A 16,588-nucleotide genomic window follows, 5' to 3' on the forward strand; every position below is an offset into this window, starting at 1 on the left:
GCGCTACCGCATGACAACAGGAGAAGTTGCGTGGGCGTCCTGCGTGCAGTGTTGGTTCAAGATATGGCGCGGGCTCTGTTGCTCGCTGCTGCGGCATTTGTATTGACCCTGATCGTCGGGGCATGGTGGGTGCAGTTCGCCCGCAAACACAAGCTGGGCAAGCGCATCCGGCCCGATGGCCCGCAGAGCCATCTGGTCAAGGTGGGTACGCCGACGATGGGTGGGATTATGATCGTCAGCACCGTGGTGGTGTTGACCGCGCTCTTCAATCTGGTTGATCGCTGGTCAATGTTGTTGCCGCTTGGTGTGATGGTGAGTTTCGCCGTCTTAGGCGGGATCGACGATTGGTTGTCGCTGACCGGCTCGCGTTCCAAGACGCATGGCTTCACGGCCAAGTTTAAGTTTTGGATCATGATGGCGGTGGCTTTCGTCGCTAGTCTTGCGCTCTACTTGCCGCAGCCATACGGGCTAGAGCACGAAGGCTTGGTGCAGATCCCCTTCGTCGGCGAGGTCAATATCGGGCTGTGGTTTATCCCGATTGCGGTGCTGATCATTGTGTTCATCTCGAATGCGGTGAATATTACCGATGGTCTCGATAGTCTGGCCGGCTGGAATTTGACCCTCGCCTTTGGCGCGTATGGCGTGATCACCTTCCTCGCCGAGCCGCGCCTCACCAACCTGACGGCGTTCTGCTTTACCGTGGTCGGCGCGTGTGCCGCCTTCCTATGGTACAACGCCTATCCGGCGCAGGTCTTTATGGGTGATCTGGGGGCATTGGCGCTGGGGGCCACTCTCGCCGTGGTGGCCTTGCAGTCGCAGCAATGGCTGCTCTTGCCGGTGATCGGGATTGTGTTTGTGGTTGAGGCGCTTTCAACGATGATCCAGACCGGTTACTTTAAGTGGACAAAGTGGCGCTACGGTGAGGGCCGGCGGGTGTTTAAGATGGCTCCGCTCCACCACCATTTTGAATTGCTCGGCTGGAGCCAGCCGCAGGTGACGCAACGGTTTGTCTTGATCGGAACGGTGGCGGCGATGGTGGGGATTTCGCTGGCGCTGATCTTTGGGACGCCACGGGTCGAGTCGCAGGTGGATCAGACGCCTGCCGTTATGCAAGAGCGTGATGGGAGCCGGTGATGGTTGTGGTGGCCGGAAAACGAGTGTTGGTAATGGGCTTGGGCGTGCATGGCGGCGGGTTAGGCGTGGCCCGCTGGCTGTTGCGTCACGGCGCTGAGGTGACAGTGACCGACCTTGCTCCGGCAGAAGCGCTGGCCGAACCGATTGCCCGCCTTGACGCCTTCGCCGCCGAGCTTGGCACGCACGTGCGTTATACGTTAGGCGAACATCGCGCCGAAGATATTCGCGCCGCCGAGATGCTGGTGGTTAATCCGGCAGTGCGGCCCGACTCGCCGTGGCTGGCGCTGGCCCGCTCGGGCGGGGTGCCGATCGAAACCGAGATGACCCTCTTCTTTCGCGCCTGCCCCGGCCCGATTCTCGGCGTGACCGGCACTAAAGGCAAGACGACCACCACCTTGCTGCTGGCGGCAATGATCCGGCAACGCTATCCCGATACGGTGGCGGCAGGCAATCTGCGCGTCTCGGCGCTCGAGGCGCTCGATCAGATCGGGCCGCAGACGCCGGTGGTGCTGGAGTTGAGCAGCTTTCAGCTCGAACGGCTGGGTGAAGCGCGGCTGAGCCCAGCGTATGCGCTGCTCACCAATCTGGGGAACGATCACCTCAACTGGCATGGTTCACTCGCCGCCTATGCCAACGCCAAACGGCAGATTATGGCCCATCAAGGGCCGGACGGCGTGGCAGTCTTGCCGCCGGAACAGGCGCGGGAGTGGGGTGGCGGGAGGCAAGGGGTGATCAGCTATAGCCTGACCGACCCGGCTGCTGACGCGACAGTCACGGCTGATGGCGCCTTTCGCTATCGCGATGTGATCCTGTTTCACCGGTCGGATCTGCGGTTGCCGGGAGAACACAACGCGGCCAATGCGTTGGCGGCGGCAACGCTGGCCTACCGGTTTGGGATTGACCCTGCCGCCATTGTGGCGGCGCTGCACACCGTGAGCGGGGTTGAACACCGGCTCGAACTGGTGGCGACGATCGATGGCGTGCGCTATATTAATGACACCACTGCGACGAATCCGGCAGCTACCGCAGTGGCGCTGGCAACGGTGCCGGGGCCGATCGTGTTGCTGGCCGGCGGGGCCGACAAGAATCTGGATTTAGCGGCATTAGCCGGCACCATTGCGCAAGGTGCAGCGGCAGTGGTGCTCTTGGCCGGCAGTGCCACGCCAACCTTGCAGGCGTTGGTACAAGCGCAAGCGCCGTCGTTGCCGGTGGTTGGCCCCTTCGATGATTTGCGAATCGCTGTGGCGCAGGCTCGCATGCTCGCCCAACCCGGCGGCGCTGTCTTGCTCTCACCCGGATGCGCGAGTTTCGGCATGTTTCGGAATGAATTTCATCGCGGCGAAGCGTTTCGCCAGATTGTGCGCGAGTTGGCTGCCGTTCGCGCCGGGGAGCAAGCTCATGGCACGCCAGCCCAATGAACCTGACGAGATCGAAGAGTTTTTGCGCCGGGCCGAACGGGAATTTGGCCGCCGGCCCGATCTGCCTGAAGAGCCGCCGCCGCGGCCTGCGCCGCCGCCACCGCCACGCCCGGTCGTGACGTATAGCCTGCTCTGGGTGATTGGGATTGTGTATGTGTTAACCAGTGTCCTCAGCGGCTCCTTCTTTCAACCAGCGTTTCCGGTGCTGGTGGCGCTAGGGGCGAAGGTGAATGATCGGATCGCCAACGGCGAAGTGTGGCGGTTGCTGACGGCGGTCTTTCTGCATGCCAATCTGATCCATATCTTCTTCAACGGATATGCGCTCTCGGTGTTGGGGCCGGAAGCGGAACGCTTCTACGGGCACGGACGGTTTCTGGCGCTCTATCTGCTCAGCGGGCTCGGCGGCAGCATCGCGTCGTATGCGCTCTCGCCGGCGCCGGCGGTTGGCGCGAGCGGCGCGATCTTCGGCTTGATCGGCGGTCTCGGTATCTTTTACTACCTCAACCGGCAAGCGTTGGGTGAGTTTGGCCGCAATCAGGTGCGCGGCATCGCAGCGATCGCCTTTATCAACCTGCTAATCGGGTTTGCTGCGCAGGGGGTCATTGATAATTGGGGACATTTGGGCGGGTTAGTCAGCGGGGTGCTGATCGGAATGGCGCTGTCACCGCGGTTGACGATTGATATGCGCTTCTTTCCGCCGTTGCTCATCCGGCGCTTTCCGGCGCAGGGTTGGCTGTGGGCAATGGCGATTGCGCTGGTGATGATGGTGCTGGTGCGGCTAGTGACCCCGGCGTAACGGTGGGTGCCGCCGGCCGCTGCTAGTCGTGATGTGCCGTATGGTTCAGATTAGGTATTGCTCGCTTTGGGGCAGGAATTGCTACGATCACGCTACCCGCGTTTCGGGCGGGCGAAAGGGGCGCCGGTCGTTGGCTCGCACGCTCGGCAGATGAACACTCGCTCGGCGCCGTGCAGCCATGACGGAGGTATCACATTCGGCCCACAGTTGCGAGCACGATGAAAGAGGACAGTATGGCCAACCCTGACACATCACCCGCTCCAACGCTATTCGATCGCGCCACACACCCGCCCGATCGGGTCTTACTGGCGACCGTGATTGGCCTCACCGCGTTCGGGCTGGTGATGGTCTATAGCGCCAGCTTTGTCGAGGCGGCGGTGTTCAAAAGCAATCCGTTCTACTATGCCTTGCGGCAGATGACTGGTGCGCTGATTGGTTTTGGGATGATGTTCGCCATGCAACGGATCGATCACCGGATCTGGCAACGCTATTCGATCCATCTGATGGCTGGGGCGCTGCTCTTGTTGGCAGCCGTGTTGATCTTGCCGGCCAGTATGACCGAGGTCAACGGCTCGCGGTCGTGGATCCGCTTCGGCGAAGGGTGGCTCGGCATTTTCAGCATTCAGCCGTCAGAATTTGCCAAACTGGCGATGATCATCTACTTTGCCCATTGGCTCTCGCGGCGCAGCCACCGGCTCGGCAATGTAACGTATGGGTTAGCGCCGTTTGCAGTGATGCTGGGGTTCATCTGCGGTCTGATTATGCTGCAACCCGATTTGGGCACCACTATCGTGATGGTCTTGATCGGCGGCGCAATCTTTTTTGCTGCGGGCGCGAATCTCTTGCACGTCGGCGGTGCGGCGCTGTTAGGAGCAATGGCCTTTTGGGCGCTGATCGTGACCTTTCGGAGCGGGCGGTGGGAAGCGTTTCTCGATCCGTGGTCGCGGGCGAGCGCCGAGGGGTATCAGATCATTCATTCACTCTACGCGCTGGGCAGCGGCGGGATTTTTGGCCAAGGTGTGGGGATGAGCCGGCAGAAATATCTCTGGTTGCCGCAGCCGCATACCGATACCATCTACGCGATTATCGGCGAAGAATGGGGCTTGCTCGGAACGATTGGCATCTTGATCGCATTTGTCATCATCGCCGCTCGCGGCTACCGGATTGCGGCGCGCGCGCCGTCGCCGTTCGCCGCGCTGGTGGCGGTTGGGATTACCTCGTGGTTGGTGTTTCAGGCATTTATTAACATTGCGGTCACGGTCGCGCTCATTCCGTTTACCGGTTTGACGTTGCCGTTTCTGTCGTATGGCAGCTCATCGCTGATCAGTTGTCTGATGGCGGTGGGCATCTTGTTGAATATTTCACGCCATGTCGATCGGTCAGAACCAGTCAGTACAACAGCCAAACGTTACCACCACACCGAACCCGCTACGTCTGATCTTGTCGGGTGGCGGAACTGGCGGTCACGTGTATCCGGCCTTAGCCGTCGCCAGCGCGCTCGCTGAACAGGCGCAGGTGGTGTATGTCGGCAGTGTGGGTGGGATGGAAGAGCGGATCGTCGCGCGCGAGAGCGCGTTGCCGTTTCGCGCATTGCCGGCAGCGGCCATTCGCGGGCGCGGGCCGGTGCAGATGGTGCGGTCGCTGCTCATCCTGCTGCGCGGGGTGGCGGCGGCGATGCAGTTGCTTGGTCGTGAACGGCCGGACGCCATTCTCGGCACCGGCGGCTATGTCTGTGTGCCGCTATTCGTTGCCGCTAAACTCCGGCGTATTCCCACAATGATCTACCTGCCCGACGTGGTGCCCGGTTTGGCGGTGCGGTTGCTGAGCCGGATCGCCGATCTGACAGCGGTGAACGTGAGCGATGCCTTGCCGCGGCTGGGGTTGCACGAAGGCCACCGCCGGGCAATTGTTACCGGTTATCCAGTGCGGCCCGAACTGTTTACGATTGATCGGGCGGCGGCGCGGGCCGCATTTGGGATTGCGCCTGACCAGATGGTCTTGCTCGTCTATGGCGGCAGCCGGGGGGCGCGCAACGTGAATCGAGCGATTGCCGCGCTCTTGCCAACGTTGCTGCCGCTCTGTACCATTATTCACGTTTGTGGGCGCGAAGGCGATCAGGCGTGGTTGGAAGAAGCGGCGGCGCGCCTTGATCCGGCCTTGCGCGCGCGCTACCTGCTCTTTCCCTATCTCGAAAGCGGTAGCGCACAGAGTATGGCAGCGGCGCTGGCCGCGGCAGATGTGACCGTTTGCCGCAGTGGCGCTTCGACGTTGGCCGAATTGCCGGCAGTGGGGTTGCCGGCAGTGTTGGTGCCCTATCCGTATGTGCATCAAGATGAAAATGCTGATTATCTGGTGCAACGCGGCGCGGCGCTGAAGGTCGCTGATCAGGCGATGTTGGGCGATGGTGATCCAGCCGAAGGGCCGCTCGCGCAAGCGGTGCGGCGGTTACTGACGGATGGGGGGATGCGGAAGCAGATGGCAGCTCGTAGCCGCGCGCTGGCTCGCCCTGATGCGGCCCACGCTTTGGCTATGGCGCTGATTGGCCTCGCGCAGAGGAGTTCGGCATGATTGAGCAGTGGATGGTGCTCCCCCTTGGGCAGACAGCTATTACTGTTAATCTCAACGGCGTGGCGATTTTGCTCATTCTGATGGCGTTGGGTGGGTATGCCGGGTATCAGCAGGGCTTGCGCAACCTGTTGACGGTCACAATCTGGACGATTATCGCTTATGTCTTGTGTGTGCAAGGCGGTACGTTTGTGGTTGAGGTCATCAATCGGTTGTGGGTTAATGCGCCGCGATTTGTGGCGTTTCTGATCGGAAATGACCCAACATTGGCCCCGCCGCTCGACCCGCTGATCACGCCGGGGTTTCAGGTGCCGCTGTTCTTTCGCACCATGGCGTTTATTGCGCTGATCTTGCTAGGGATGTTTTTTGATAGCAAGGCTGCTTGGAAGGGGCCGCCGAAGGAGAAGCTGGCACGCCCGTTGGGCCTGTTTGTGGGTGCGCTGATTGCGCTCCTCTGGTCGAACGCGGCGGTTGTGTTCTGGCGCGAGTTTGTTGCCGGTGGCGGCACATTTGAGGGCCCAATTGCTACTTTACTCAACGTGTTGCCCGATGTCAGCATCTTGTTGCCGTCGCTGATTGCGATCTTCTTTATGATTTTGGGTTTGCTGATTTTGTTCAACTTTCCAAAGGTCTGGAAGCCGTGAGTCACTATCACATTATCGGCATTGCCGGGGCCGGCATGAGTGCCATTGCCCATCTGTTGCTCGACCAAGGCCATACGGTGAGCGGGTCTGATCTGGCTGCGAATCGGGCGACGGCGGCGCTGGCGGCGCGGGGGGCGCAGATTTGGCAAGGCCACGACGCGGCGCATGTGCGTGGCGCCGATGTGGTGCTGGCCACTGCCGCCATCCGCGGCCCGCATCCTGAACTCGAAGCCGCCGCCGCGCTCGGTATTCCCCGCCTGAGCCGGGCCGATCTGTGGCGAGAATGGTCGGCCCAGCGTCCGGTTATCGCAGTGGCCGGTACCCACGGCAAGACGACCACCAGCGCGATGACGGCGCTCGCTCTGCGGGGGGGCGGGGTGGAGTGTGGTTTTTTGATTGGCGCCGAGGTGCCTGATCTCGGCGGGAGCGCGCAGTGGGGTGATCCGGCAGCGCCGTTGGTGATCGAGGCCGATGAGTATGATCGAGTATTTTTGGCCCTGACACCGGCGCTGGCGATTGTTACCAATGTCGAGTGGGATCATCCTGATATCTACCCCTCTGCTGAGGAGTATGCCGCAGCGTTTGCGACCTTTGCCCGGCAGGTGCGCGATCGGCGCCGGTTGCTGCTCTGCGCTGATGATCCCGGTGCGGCGGTGCTGGATAACGATGGCCAAGCTCGCCTCTACGGGATCGACGAGCAGATCGCGTGTGATCCGGTCTCGTGCCGGTTGGCCCCGCTCGATTGGACGGCGAGCCGGGTAGAGGCTACCGCTGCCGGCCAGCAGTTTGATCTCTGGTATTACGACCGGCGGACGTTTGCCCGCCGGTTGGCGGCGCTGGTGACGTTGGCGGTGCCCGGTCTGCACAACGTGCGCAATGCCACGGCGGCGTTGGCGGCGGCGGCATTGTGGGGGGCCGATCTGAACGCGGCAGCAGCGGCGCTGGCAACCTATCGCGGCAGTAGCCGGCGGTTTGAATGGCGCGGCGAAGCGGTAGGGGTGACGGTGATTGACGATTATGCCCATCACCCGACCGAAGTGCAGGCCACGATCGCGGCGGCGCAGCAGCGTTACCCCGGCCAGCGCGTGATCGTCTACCTGCAACCGCACACCTTCAGCCGCACGCGCAGTCTGTGGGAACAGTGGCCCGACGCTTGCCGCGCGGCAGCGACGGTGTTGGTAGGTGATATCTATCCGGCCCGCGAACAGGGTGATCCGGCGGCGCTGGCGGCTGAGCTAGCGGCGCATCTGGCAGCGCACGGGATTGATGCGCACTATGCCGGCGCTCCAACTGCGGCGGCGGCGCTGATTGCCACCGTGGCCCGTCCCGGCGATGTGGTCTTGACCCTCGGCGCCGGCGATAGCGATCGGGTGGCGGCGCTGGCGTTGGAACGGTTACGCGCCGCGCAGACGGAGGCCATCCATGAATGAGACGCTGCCAATCACGCTCCGCACCGATGAGCCAATGGCCCGCCATACTTCGTGGCGGGTGGGAGGGCCAGCGCGCTACTACGCCGAACCGGCGACCCCTGATGAGGCGATCGCATTGGCTGCGTGGGCAACCGCTCAGGGCTTGCCACTGATCTGGGTAGGCCGTGGCACCAACTTGCTGGTGCGCGACGAAGGCTTTGCCGGTGTGATCGCGTCGTACCGCGGCCAGCGTTGGGCATTGCGCGAAGCGGGTGATGAGGCCGAGTTGTGGATCGAGGCAGGTGCGCCGATGGCCGGCACGGCTCGCCGGTTGGCAGCAATGGGGTGGGCTGGCTTGGAATGGGCCGAAGGGTTGCCCGGCGCGATCGGCGGCGCGATTGTCGGTAATGCCGGTTGTTATGGCGGCGATACCGCGAGCGTGCTGATTGCCGCCGAGCTGTTGCTCAACGGGCGCGAACGGGTGGAGTGGCCGGTGGGCGCGTTAGCGTATGCCTACCGCGAGAGCGCGCTCAAGCATCCGGTGGCGGAAGGGATCCCGCCGCTGGTGTTGGCCGGACGCTTCCGTCTACGGCGGGCCGATCCGGCAGTCTTGGCGGCGCGGATGGCAGCGATTGCCGCCGAGCGAAAACGCAAAACGCCGGCAGGCAGTTCGTGTGGCAGCGTATTTAAAAATCCACCCGGCGAGAGCGCTGGACGCTTGATCGAGGCGGCTGGTCTCAAAGGCGTGCAGATCGGCGACGCCGAGATCAGCCCGATCCACGCCAACTACATCGTCAATCGCGGCCAAGCGCGCGCTGCCGACATTCTGGCTTTGATCGAACTGGCGCGTGCTACCGTCGCCGAACGGTTTGGGATCACGTTGCAGCTTGAGGTACGGGTGATTTAGGGAGTAGGGAGATAGGGAGATAGGGAGATAGGGGCGCGGGCCGCTGGCCCGCCGGCGCAGGCAAGGGGAGCGGGCGAGCCGCCCGCGCTCCGGGGATGGGAAAGGGGTGCGGGCCGCTGGCCCGCCGGCGCAGGCAAAGGGAGCGGGCGAGCCGCCCGCGCTCCGGGGATGGGAAAGGGGTGCGGGCCGCTGGCCCGCCGGCGCGGGCAAAGGGAGCGGGCGAGCCGCCCGCGCTCCGGGGATGGACAAGGGGCGCGGGCCGCTGGCCCGCCGGCGCAGGCAAGGGGAGCGGGCCGCTGGCCTGCAGACGGATCAAAACGTCACGCATTGAAAAACCTTCTTGATACGTTGCTGAGTCTGTTAGCATTGCAAATACCTAGCTCAAATCAAATTCAAGATCGACATGAACGAAATCATGCGCAAAATTTTCCTAACCACCTCGTTTATTCAAAAAACGATCGGTTCAGCGATCGCTGAACCGGTTCCGGGAGGCGGCCAATGAGCACACCGATCACGATTGCCGTCATCTTCGGCGGGCAGAGCGGTGAACACGAGGTATCGCTGGTTTCAGCGCATGCCGTCATCAATAACCTCGATCTAGAACGATACCACATCGAAACGATTGGGATCGGCAAAGACGGCTGCTGGTGGCACGGCCCCGGCGCATTGGCGGCGTTGATGGCAGCCGCCGATCCGGCTCGCTTGCCGGCCAGTGCCACAATGGCTGCTCCCGGCCCGGTGCGTGAATTAGGTCGAGTCGGCGCGCCGGGATGGGCCTTACCCGCGGCTGATGTTTACTTTCCCGTATTGCACGGCCCGTATGGCGAAGACGGTACCATCCAAGGATTGCTGGAACTGGCCGGCAAGCCGTATGTCGGTTGCGGCGTGGCGGCCAGTGCCGTCGGTATGGATAAAGGCTTGATGAAAGCGGCCTTTGCCGCTGCTGGCTTGCCGGTGCTGCCGTGGTTGCTGGTGCGGCGGGCTGAATTGGCGGCTATCGAGGTGGTATGTGACCGGATCGAAGCGGCGTTGCGCTTCCCGATCTTTGTCAAGCCGGCCAACCTCGGCAGTAGCGTTGGCGTTAGCAAAGCGCGTGATCGGGCGGAATTGATCGCTGCCCTGCACGAAGCCGCCCGCTACGATCGCCGGATCGTGGTTGAGCAAGGCATCCCGGCGCGCGAAATCGAAATTTCGGTGTTGGGGAACGATCAGATTGAAGCCAGCCTTCCCGGCGAGATCATCCCCGCCGGTGAGTGGTACGACTACCACGCCAAGTATATCGACGGCGGCTCGCAAACGATTGTGCCGGCGGCGCTCGCACCGGCCCAGATCGCGCAGGTGCAGACGCTGGCAATACAAGCCTTTCAAGCGATCGATGGCGCGGGCTTGGCGCGGGTCGATTTTCTGCTCGACCGCGAGCAGGGCACGCTCTGGCTCAATGAGGTGAATACCATGCCCGGTTTTACCCCGATCAGCATGTACGCCAAGATGTGGGCCGCGAGCGGCCTGCCCTATCCCCGGCTGCTCGACCGGCTAGTGGCATTGGCGTTAGCGCGGGCCGGGCATGGGGCGTAAGCGGTGAGCGAGTCATCAGGGGTGAGGTGAAGGGCGCACAAACCTATGGAATACAATCCGCCGAATACACGCGAACGAGTGGCCGCGCGCCGGCAGCGAGCGCGCCGGCCTACCGATGAACCGGCGGCGCCGGGTTGGCGCCGGCGCTTGCTCGATAGCTGGCACAGCGGGCGGATTGCCAGCGGCGCGATCTTTGCCGTGAGCTGTTTGGCCCTCTTGTATGCGCTCTTCAGCAGCCAGTTCCGCGTGCAGACCGTCGAAGTGGTGGGGGTAGAGTTTCTTAGCCCTGAGCGGATTGTCGACGCTATCCCGCTGCGTGGGCAGCCGATCTGGTTGATCGATGAAGAGCAGACAATCGCGCCGTTGCTGGCGAGTCCCTTTGTCGAGCATGCCCGGCTGAGCCTGATCCTGCCCGATCGGGCGCGGATCGTGATTGTCGAGCGCCAGCCGGCGGTCTATTGGCGCACCGGCGGGGTTGATTATCTGGTTGACCGGCAAGGCTATGTGATTGAGCCGGCGCCGGCGCCGCCGCCCGACGATGCGCTCGTCATCGTGGATACTTCTAATTTGCCGGTCAAACCGAACATGCGGCTCGATACCGATGCTTTAGCCCTAGCGCGCGAACTGGCTCTCCTGTTGCCAAATGAAGTGGGACTGCAACCGGCCCAGATCGGCTGGGATTTCGGTTTAGGCGTCTTTGTGCGCACTGCGCAAGATCAGATGATTGTGTTTGGCCGCAGCGAACGGCTCGAACGCAAACTAACAATATTGGCGTATATGCTTGCCGATGGCACACCGTTTACCTATCTCGATTTACGACCGATCAACCCATATTACCAAAACCGCACCGACGGCAGGCCGTGAGCGCCGTCTGCGGTAGGCAGCGAGGATACTATGGCACGAACCATGGCACGCACCATTGTCGGGATAGATGTTGGCACAAGCAAAATCTGTACTATCGTCGGCCAAATTGGCGATGGCCGGCGGCTGAATATTCTTGGCGTGGGAATGGTGCCCAGCCGTGGGATTGATAAAGGGGTGGTCGTCAATATCGACGATGCGGCTTCAGCCATTGAAGCCAGTATTGAAAAGGCCGAGCGGGCCAGCGGTTTGAGTATCAATCAGGCCTTTGTCGGGATTGCCGGACGCCATATTTCCTCACTCAATAGCCGGGGGGTGGTGGCGGTGCAGGATCCCGATGGGATTTCGCGCCAAGATGTGGCACGGGCCATCGAAGCGGCGCAGGCAGTGGCCTTGCCGACCCAGCGCGAGATTATTCACATTATTCCCCGCGCCTATGTGATTGACGGCAACGATGGCATTCGCGATCCGATCGGGATGAGCGGCCTACGGCTGGAAGTGGAGACCCACATCATCACCGGCGAAGCCATGGCGATCCAAAACCTGATTCGCAGCGTCGAGCGGGCCGGGGTGCAGATCAACGATCTGGTCTTGCAACCGTTGGCCGCCGCGGAAGCAGTGCTTAGCGATGACGACAAAGAGCGCGGGGTGATGCTGATCAATATTGGCGGTGCGACGACCGACCTCGCGATCTTTGCCCAAGGCGGGGTGTGGCACACCGGTGTGATCCCGGTCGGCGGCCAGCACTTTACCAACGATATTGTCTACGTGCTGCACACGCCGCCCAACACTGCCGAATACCTCAAACTGCGCTACGGCAGCGCCATCGCCGGTAACCCGCCGGCGCCGGGTGACGAAAGTGACCTGATCGACGCCGAGACGTTGACGGTAGGGGAAAAGCAGCAGATTAGCGCCTATCTGCTGAAACAGGTCTTGCAGGCGCGCGCCGAAGAACTGATCGAGTTGATCGTGGACGAAGCGCGGCGCAGTGGTTACGAGAGCATGTTGCCGGCGGGCATCGTCTTGACCGGCGGTGGCGCGCAGCTCAGCCAGTTCGACGACTTGTTGCGTGACGATTTGCGGTTACCAGTACGGATCGGCATTCCCAGCGGGTTAGGCGGTTTACATGACGCACTAGACTCGCCGGCGTATGCAACGGCTGTGGGGCTTTTACGATGGGGAATGCGGTACGGCGGGCGGCCGCCTGAGCAGTCTTCGTCTGATGATACGAGTTCGCTATACGAGCGCTTCCGCCGCTGGTTGCGCGAATTATTGCCATAACACTACCCAAGGAGGTTCGCACATGGTTGATCGAAGCAGCAATGGCTTCTCTCTGGAAGACTTCGCCCAGATCAAGGTGGTTGGCGTTGGCGGCGGCGGCAGCAATGCAGTGGATCGCATGATTGCCGCTGGCGTACAGGGGGTCGAGTTTATTACCGTCAATACCGATGTGCAGGCCTTGATGCACTCGCTGGCGCCAGTGCGGATTCGCATTGGTGATAAGCTCACCCGCGGTCTGGGCAGCGGCGGTAATCCGGTGATCGGGCAGAAGGCGGCGGAGGAGAATCAGGAAGATATCTACGAGCAATTGAAGGGCGCTGATATGGTCTTCGTCGCTGCCGGCATGGGTGGCGGCACCGGCACCGGCGCGTCGCCGATCATCGCCGGGATTGCCCATGACCTCGGCGCGCTGACGGTTGGAGTCGTCACCCGCCCCTTCACTTTTGAAGGCAATCACCGCCGCAAAGTGGCCGAAGCCGGGATCGAACAGTTGCGCCCGGTGGTTGATACCTTGATCGTCATTCCCAATGACCGCCTGTTGCAGACGGCCAGCAAGAATACCACCTTCCAGCAGGCGTTTTTGATGGCTGATGATGTGCTGCGCCAAGGCATTCAGGGTATTTCTGACCTGATTACCCAGCGTGGTCTGATTAATGTCGACTTCGCCGACGTCAAGACGATCATGGCCCAGCAAGGTTCGGCGTTGATGGCGGTCGGCTATGGCAAGGGCGATGCTCGCGCGCTTGATGCCGTCAATCAGGCGATTGCCAGCCCCTTGCTCGAGGTCAGTATCGACGGGGCGAAGGGTGTGCTCTTTAACATCACCGGCGGCGAAGATCTCGGCATTATGGAGGTGTACGAAGCCGCTGATATTGTCGCCAAGCAGGTTGATCCCGATGCCAACATCATTATCGGCGCCGTGATCGATCCGAACTTCCCGCCCGGTGAGATCAAGATCACGTTGATCGCGACCGGTTTCGATATGAACCGCAACTCCAACGTGCAACGCACCCGTTCGTATCCGACAGCGGCGACTAGCACTGGCCAAGCGACCGGGCAGATCGGCGGGCAGCCGGCCCAGCGCCCCAAGCAGACGACGCCGGCGCCGGTGCAGCCACCGGTGCAACCGGTGCGTCCGGCGATGCCCAACGATGATCTCGACATCCCGCCCTTCTTGCGCGGGCGCGATCGCAATCGCCAGCGGTGAGATGAAGGCCGGTTCCAGATCGTACAACAGGCTACCGCTTGAGCAGCAATTGATGGAGTGCGGCAGTTCTACTGCCGCACTTTATCGTTTGTGCCAGCGAACACTGCACATCATCCAGCCGGTGGGCCAAGGCGTTTGCTGCCTCTGCGGCGCTAATGCCGTTAAGGTGTTGTTTGCTGAAGACGGTGGCAACGCTGTGGAGTGTGGCAGTTTAACTGCCGCACTCCATAGACTAAAAACACGATATTATCCCACGCGCCACCGGGCGGGTGTGAACGTGCGGCAGTACGATTGCCGCACGTTATCGTTTGTGCAAGCGAACACTGCGCATCAGCCAGACGGTGGGCCAAGGCGTTTGCTGCCTCTGCGGCGCTAATGCCGTTAAGGTGTCGTTTGCTGAAGACGGTGGCAACGCTGCAATATGGAATGCGGCAGTTTAACTGCCGCACTCCATAGACTAAAAACACGATATTATCCCACGCGCCGCCGGGTGGTGTGGACGTGCCATCCCGCCGCACTCCAGCGGCTGCGTCAGCCACAGACAACCGCAAACCCGCTGCGATGCCGCATCCACCGCTACGGTTCGCGCAGCGTGAAACCGATCATCGTAGCCAGATCGCGCAAAATCGCCTGCGCGGCGCTTACGTCGCGCCCCTCGGCGGCGGCATCGATGATCATGCCGGCCATCGTGTGCAGTGTCGCCAATGCAGCCGGCGTATCCAGATCATCGTCTATCGCCGCAATCACATCGGCGCGGCCACGGCTCACATCGAGCGGACTATGGTCGCCGCCGTTGACGGTCACGGCCCGGCGCAGGTCGGCAGCGTACTGCTCGTAGCGCGCCACGGCATCGCGCCGGTAGTCAAACTCCTCGCGGTAGTGTTCGCTGAGCAGATACCAGCGGATAGCGTCGGGATGGTGCAGGCGCAACGCATCACGGGCGAAGACCAAATTCCCCAACGACTTGCTCATCTTCTCGCCATCGAGCCAGACCAAGCCGACGTGCATCCAGTAGCGCACAAAGGGCTTTTTGCCGGTGGCTGATTCGCTCTGCGCGATTTCGCACGAGTGATGCGGGAAGATCAGATCGGCTCCTCCGCCGTGAATATCGAGCTGATCGCCTAAGTAACGTTTCGACATCGCGCTGCACTCGATATGCCAACCCGGACGGCCCATACCCCACGGGCTCTCCCACTTTGGTTCATCAGGATTGCCGCGTTGCCAAAGCACAAAATCGAGCGGATCGCGCTTACAGGGGTCATTGGGATTATTTCCGCGCTGATTGGCAATTGCCAGCAACTCGGCATACCCCATGCGCGCCATCCGCCCGAAATCGGGGTCGGTTTGAATGCTGAAATAGACGTTGCCATCGGCGACGTAAGCGTGGCCGAGTTCGATCAGGCGCTCGATGATCGGAATCATCGTGCCGATTTCCTCGCTCACCCGCGGGAAGAAGGTCGGCGGCAGAATGTTGAGGCCGGCGCAATCGGCGCGCAACTGGGCAATTTGGCGTTCGGCCAGCTCGTACCAATCCACTCCGTCGCGGCGGGCGCGCTCGAAGAGCGGATCATCAACATCGGTCACGTTCTGGCAGTAGCGCACCGTCGCGCCGTGCCATCGCAGATAGCGTACCAACACGTCAAAGACGATAAAGGTGCGCGCGTGCCCCATGTGAGTCGTGTCGTAAGGTGTCACCCCACAGACATAGAGCGTTACCGGGCGATCGGTGGGGATGGTAAATGGTTCGCGAATACGGGACAACGTATTAAAAAGCTGCATGGAGAGTGTCCTTTGCTGAAGCCATCAGGCATAGCGGTTTTGCTACTCTCTACTATGGTAGCACTAATTGGCATCGCTGCGTTGCCATGATCCCAAACGAGCCGGCCCTTAGGGCCGGCTCTTCCGTCATCCACCTATGGGCCAGTTTTATGGTGTGGCTACTGGTACCCGCGCCGCGATATCAGGCGCCACCTCAAGCACGGCTGCCGACATCCAGCCAGTCTGGCCATCGGGCAGGCGTACCACGTACCAGTTGGCGCGCTGGCCTTCGAGCAGCACTTCGGTGTTAGCCGGCACAACCGTGATAATCCGAAACGACGTACCGGGGCCACCGCGCAAATTCGCTTCCACATTGACGCGCCCGACAAAGCGTTCAGCAGTGGGTGTGACCGTGCTCGGCGGAACGAGCACAATCGTTACCGGAGAGCGGGTTGGTTGCGGCGTCACTGGCGTGACGGTTGGCAAGCGGGCTAAGGTGGGGAAGGGGCTGGGAGTCGGCGGCAGTGCCGCCGCCAGATCAACGCAGGCAGTGAGCAGCAACGCGCCGCTCAACCAAATACACCACCACCAAGCAGCGAGTCTTCGGTTCATAGGAGTTCCTGTTGTACGTGCGATCACGTATCTGAGAATGATAGCAAATATTCTCTAGTAACAGTCTACCAATATCGAACGCAAAGGTGTAAGATCGACCGGAATCTTTACGACTAACCCGCGATAGCGACAGCCGGGTGGAGCGGGTGATAGCTGGCTGAAGAGGCATGATGTCATTGCGAGGGCACTGCGCGCCCGAAGCAATCTCCCGCTTCAGCGAATGACATGCCTGCGCAGATCCATTCCGCCCGCGTGGGAAATGGCTTCGCCGCACAGCGCGCACTTATAAGAGGGGCCTTTGTCATTGCGAGGGCGCTGCGCGCCCGAAGCAATCTCCCGTTTCAGCGAATGACATGCCTGAGCGTATCCATTCTGCCCGCGTGGGAGATGGCGTTGTCGTGCAGAGCGTACTGACCAGCGG

The 16,588-nt window shown here is 61.6% G+C and carries 14 protein-coding genes; 12 read left to right on the forward strand and 2 right to left on the reverse strand.

The window, feature by feature from the left end:
- Positions 1 to 30 precede the first annotated feature (30 nt).
- From mraY to ftsZ, 12 genes are all read left to right on the forward strand, one after another.
- Positions 31 to 1,134: a phospho-N-acetylmuramoyl-pentapeptide-transferase gene (gene mraY / locus A6A03_RS00835; RefSeq protein WP_076798191.1), complete on the forward strand. Its 1,104-nt coding sequence runs from the start codon at positions 31 to 33 to the stop codon at positions 1,132 to 1,134.
- Positions 1,134 to 2,552, forward strand: a complete 1,419-nt coding sequence (murD, locus tag A6A03_RS00840; protein ID WP_066782648.1) for a UDP-N-acetylmuramoyl-L-alanine--D-glutamate ligase — start codon at positions 1,134 to 1,136, stop codon at positions 2,550 to 2,552. Before mraY ends, murD begins: the two co-directional genes overlap by 1 nt.
- Entirely contained in the window at positions 2,533 to 3,348 is an 816-nt protein-coding gene (locus A6A03_RS00845; RefSeq protein ID WP_066782650.1) for a rhomboid family intramembrane serine protease, read from the forward strand. Before murD ends, A6A03_RS00845 begins: the two co-directional genes overlap by 20 nt.
- A gap of 233 nt (positions 3,349 to 3,581) precedes the next feature.
- The gene (gene ftsW, locus A6A03_RS20785) at positions 3,582 to 4,853 is read left to right on the forward strand and encodes a putative lipid II flippase FtsW (RefSeq protein WP_066782652.1); all 1,272 of its coding nucleotides are present in this window, start codon (positions 3,582 to 3,584) and stop codon (positions 4,851 to 4,853) included.
- Entirely contained in the window at positions 4,816 to 5,916 is a 1,101-nt protein-coding gene (locus A6A03_RS00855; RefSeq protein WP_245668744.1) for a UDP-N-acetylglucosamine--N-acetylmuramyl-(pentapeptide) pyrophosphoryl-undecaprenol N-acetylglucosamine transferase, read from the forward strand. Before ftsW ends, A6A03_RS00855 begins: the two co-directional genes overlap by 38 nt.
- Positions 5,913 to 6,557 carry a hypothetical protein gene (locus tag A6A03_RS00860; RefSeq protein WP_066782654.1) on the forward strand — a complete coding sequence of 215 codons (645 nt, stop codon included), beginning with the start codon at positions 5,913 to 5,915 and terminating at the stop codon, positions 6,555 to 6,557. Before A6A03_RS00855 ends, A6A03_RS00860 begins: the two co-directional genes overlap by 4 nt.
- The gene (murC, locus tag A6A03_RS00865) at positions 6,554 to 7,987 is read left to right on the forward strand and encodes a UDP-N-acetylmuramate--L-alanine ligase (protein WP_076798193.1); all 1,434 of its coding nucleotides are present in this window, start codon (positions 6,554 to 6,556) and stop codon (positions 7,985 to 7,987) included. The genes A6A03_RS00860 and murC overlap by 4 nt, the downstream gene beginning before the upstream one ends.
- Positions 7,980 to 8,873, forward strand: a complete 894-nt coding sequence (gene murB / locus A6A03_RS00870) for a UDP-N-acetylmuramate dehydrogenase (RefSeq protein ID WP_066782655.1) — start codon at positions 7,980 to 7,982, stop codon at positions 8,871 to 8,873. The genes murC and murB overlap by 8 nt, the downstream gene beginning before the upstream one ends.
- 498 nt (positions 8,874 to 9,371) lie before the next feature.
- A complete protein-coding gene (locus A6A03_RS00875) occupies positions 9,372 to 10,448 on the forward strand; it encodes a D-alanine--D-alanine ligase family protein (RefSeq protein WP_066782657.1) in 1,077 nt (358 codons plus the stop codon).
- Positions 10,449 to 10,493: 45 nt separating this feature from the next.
- The gene (locus A6A03_RS00880; protein ID WP_066782659.1) at positions 10,494 to 11,312 is read left to right on the forward strand and encodes a cell division protein FtsQ/DivIB; all 819 of its coding nucleotides are present in this window, start codon (positions 10,494 to 10,496) and stop codon (positions 11,310 to 11,312) included.
- A 30-nt stretch (positions 11,313 to 11,342) separates the two neighbouring features.
- Complete coding sequence (gene ftsA, locus A6A03_RS00885) at positions 11,343 to 12,590, forward strand: cell division protein FtsA (protein ID WP_066782661.1); 1,248 nt, start codon at positions 11,343 to 11,345, stop codon at positions 12,588 to 12,590.
- Between the two features lie 22 nt (positions 12,591 to 12,612).
- Positions 12,613 to 13,797 (forward strand): cell division protein FtsZ, encoded by a 1,185-nt coding sequence (ftsZ, locus tag A6A03_RS00890; RefSeq protein ID WP_066782663.1) that lies wholly within the window; start codon positions 12,613 to 12,615, stop codon positions 13,795 to 13,797.
- Between the two features lie 576 nt (positions 13,798 to 14,373).
- Here the strand turns inward: ftsZ and cysS are convergent.
- Both cysS and A6A03_RS00900 read right to left on the reverse strand, forming a co-directional pair.
- Positions 14,374 to 15,576: a cysteine--tRNA ligase gene (gene cysS / locus A6A03_RS00895; RefSeq protein WP_066782667.1), complete on the reverse strand. Its 1,203-nt coding sequence runs from the start codon at positions 15,574 to 15,576 to the stop codon at positions 14,374 to 14,376.
- A 147-nt stretch (positions 15,577 to 15,723) separates the two neighbouring features.
- The gene (locus A6A03_RS00900; protein WP_066782668.1) at positions 15,724 to 16,167 is read right to left on the reverse strand and encodes an SH3 domain-containing protein; all 444 of its coding nucleotides are present in this window, start codon (positions 16,165 to 16,167) and stop codon (positions 15,724 to 15,726) included.
- Positions 16,168 to 16,588: the final 421 nt, after the last annotated feature.

It is taken from the genome of Chloroflexus islandicus, from assembly GCF_001650695.1.
GTDB classification, from domain to species: Bacteria; Chloroflexota; Chloroflexia; order Chloroflexales; family Chloroflexaceae; genus Chloroflexus; species Chloroflexus islandicus.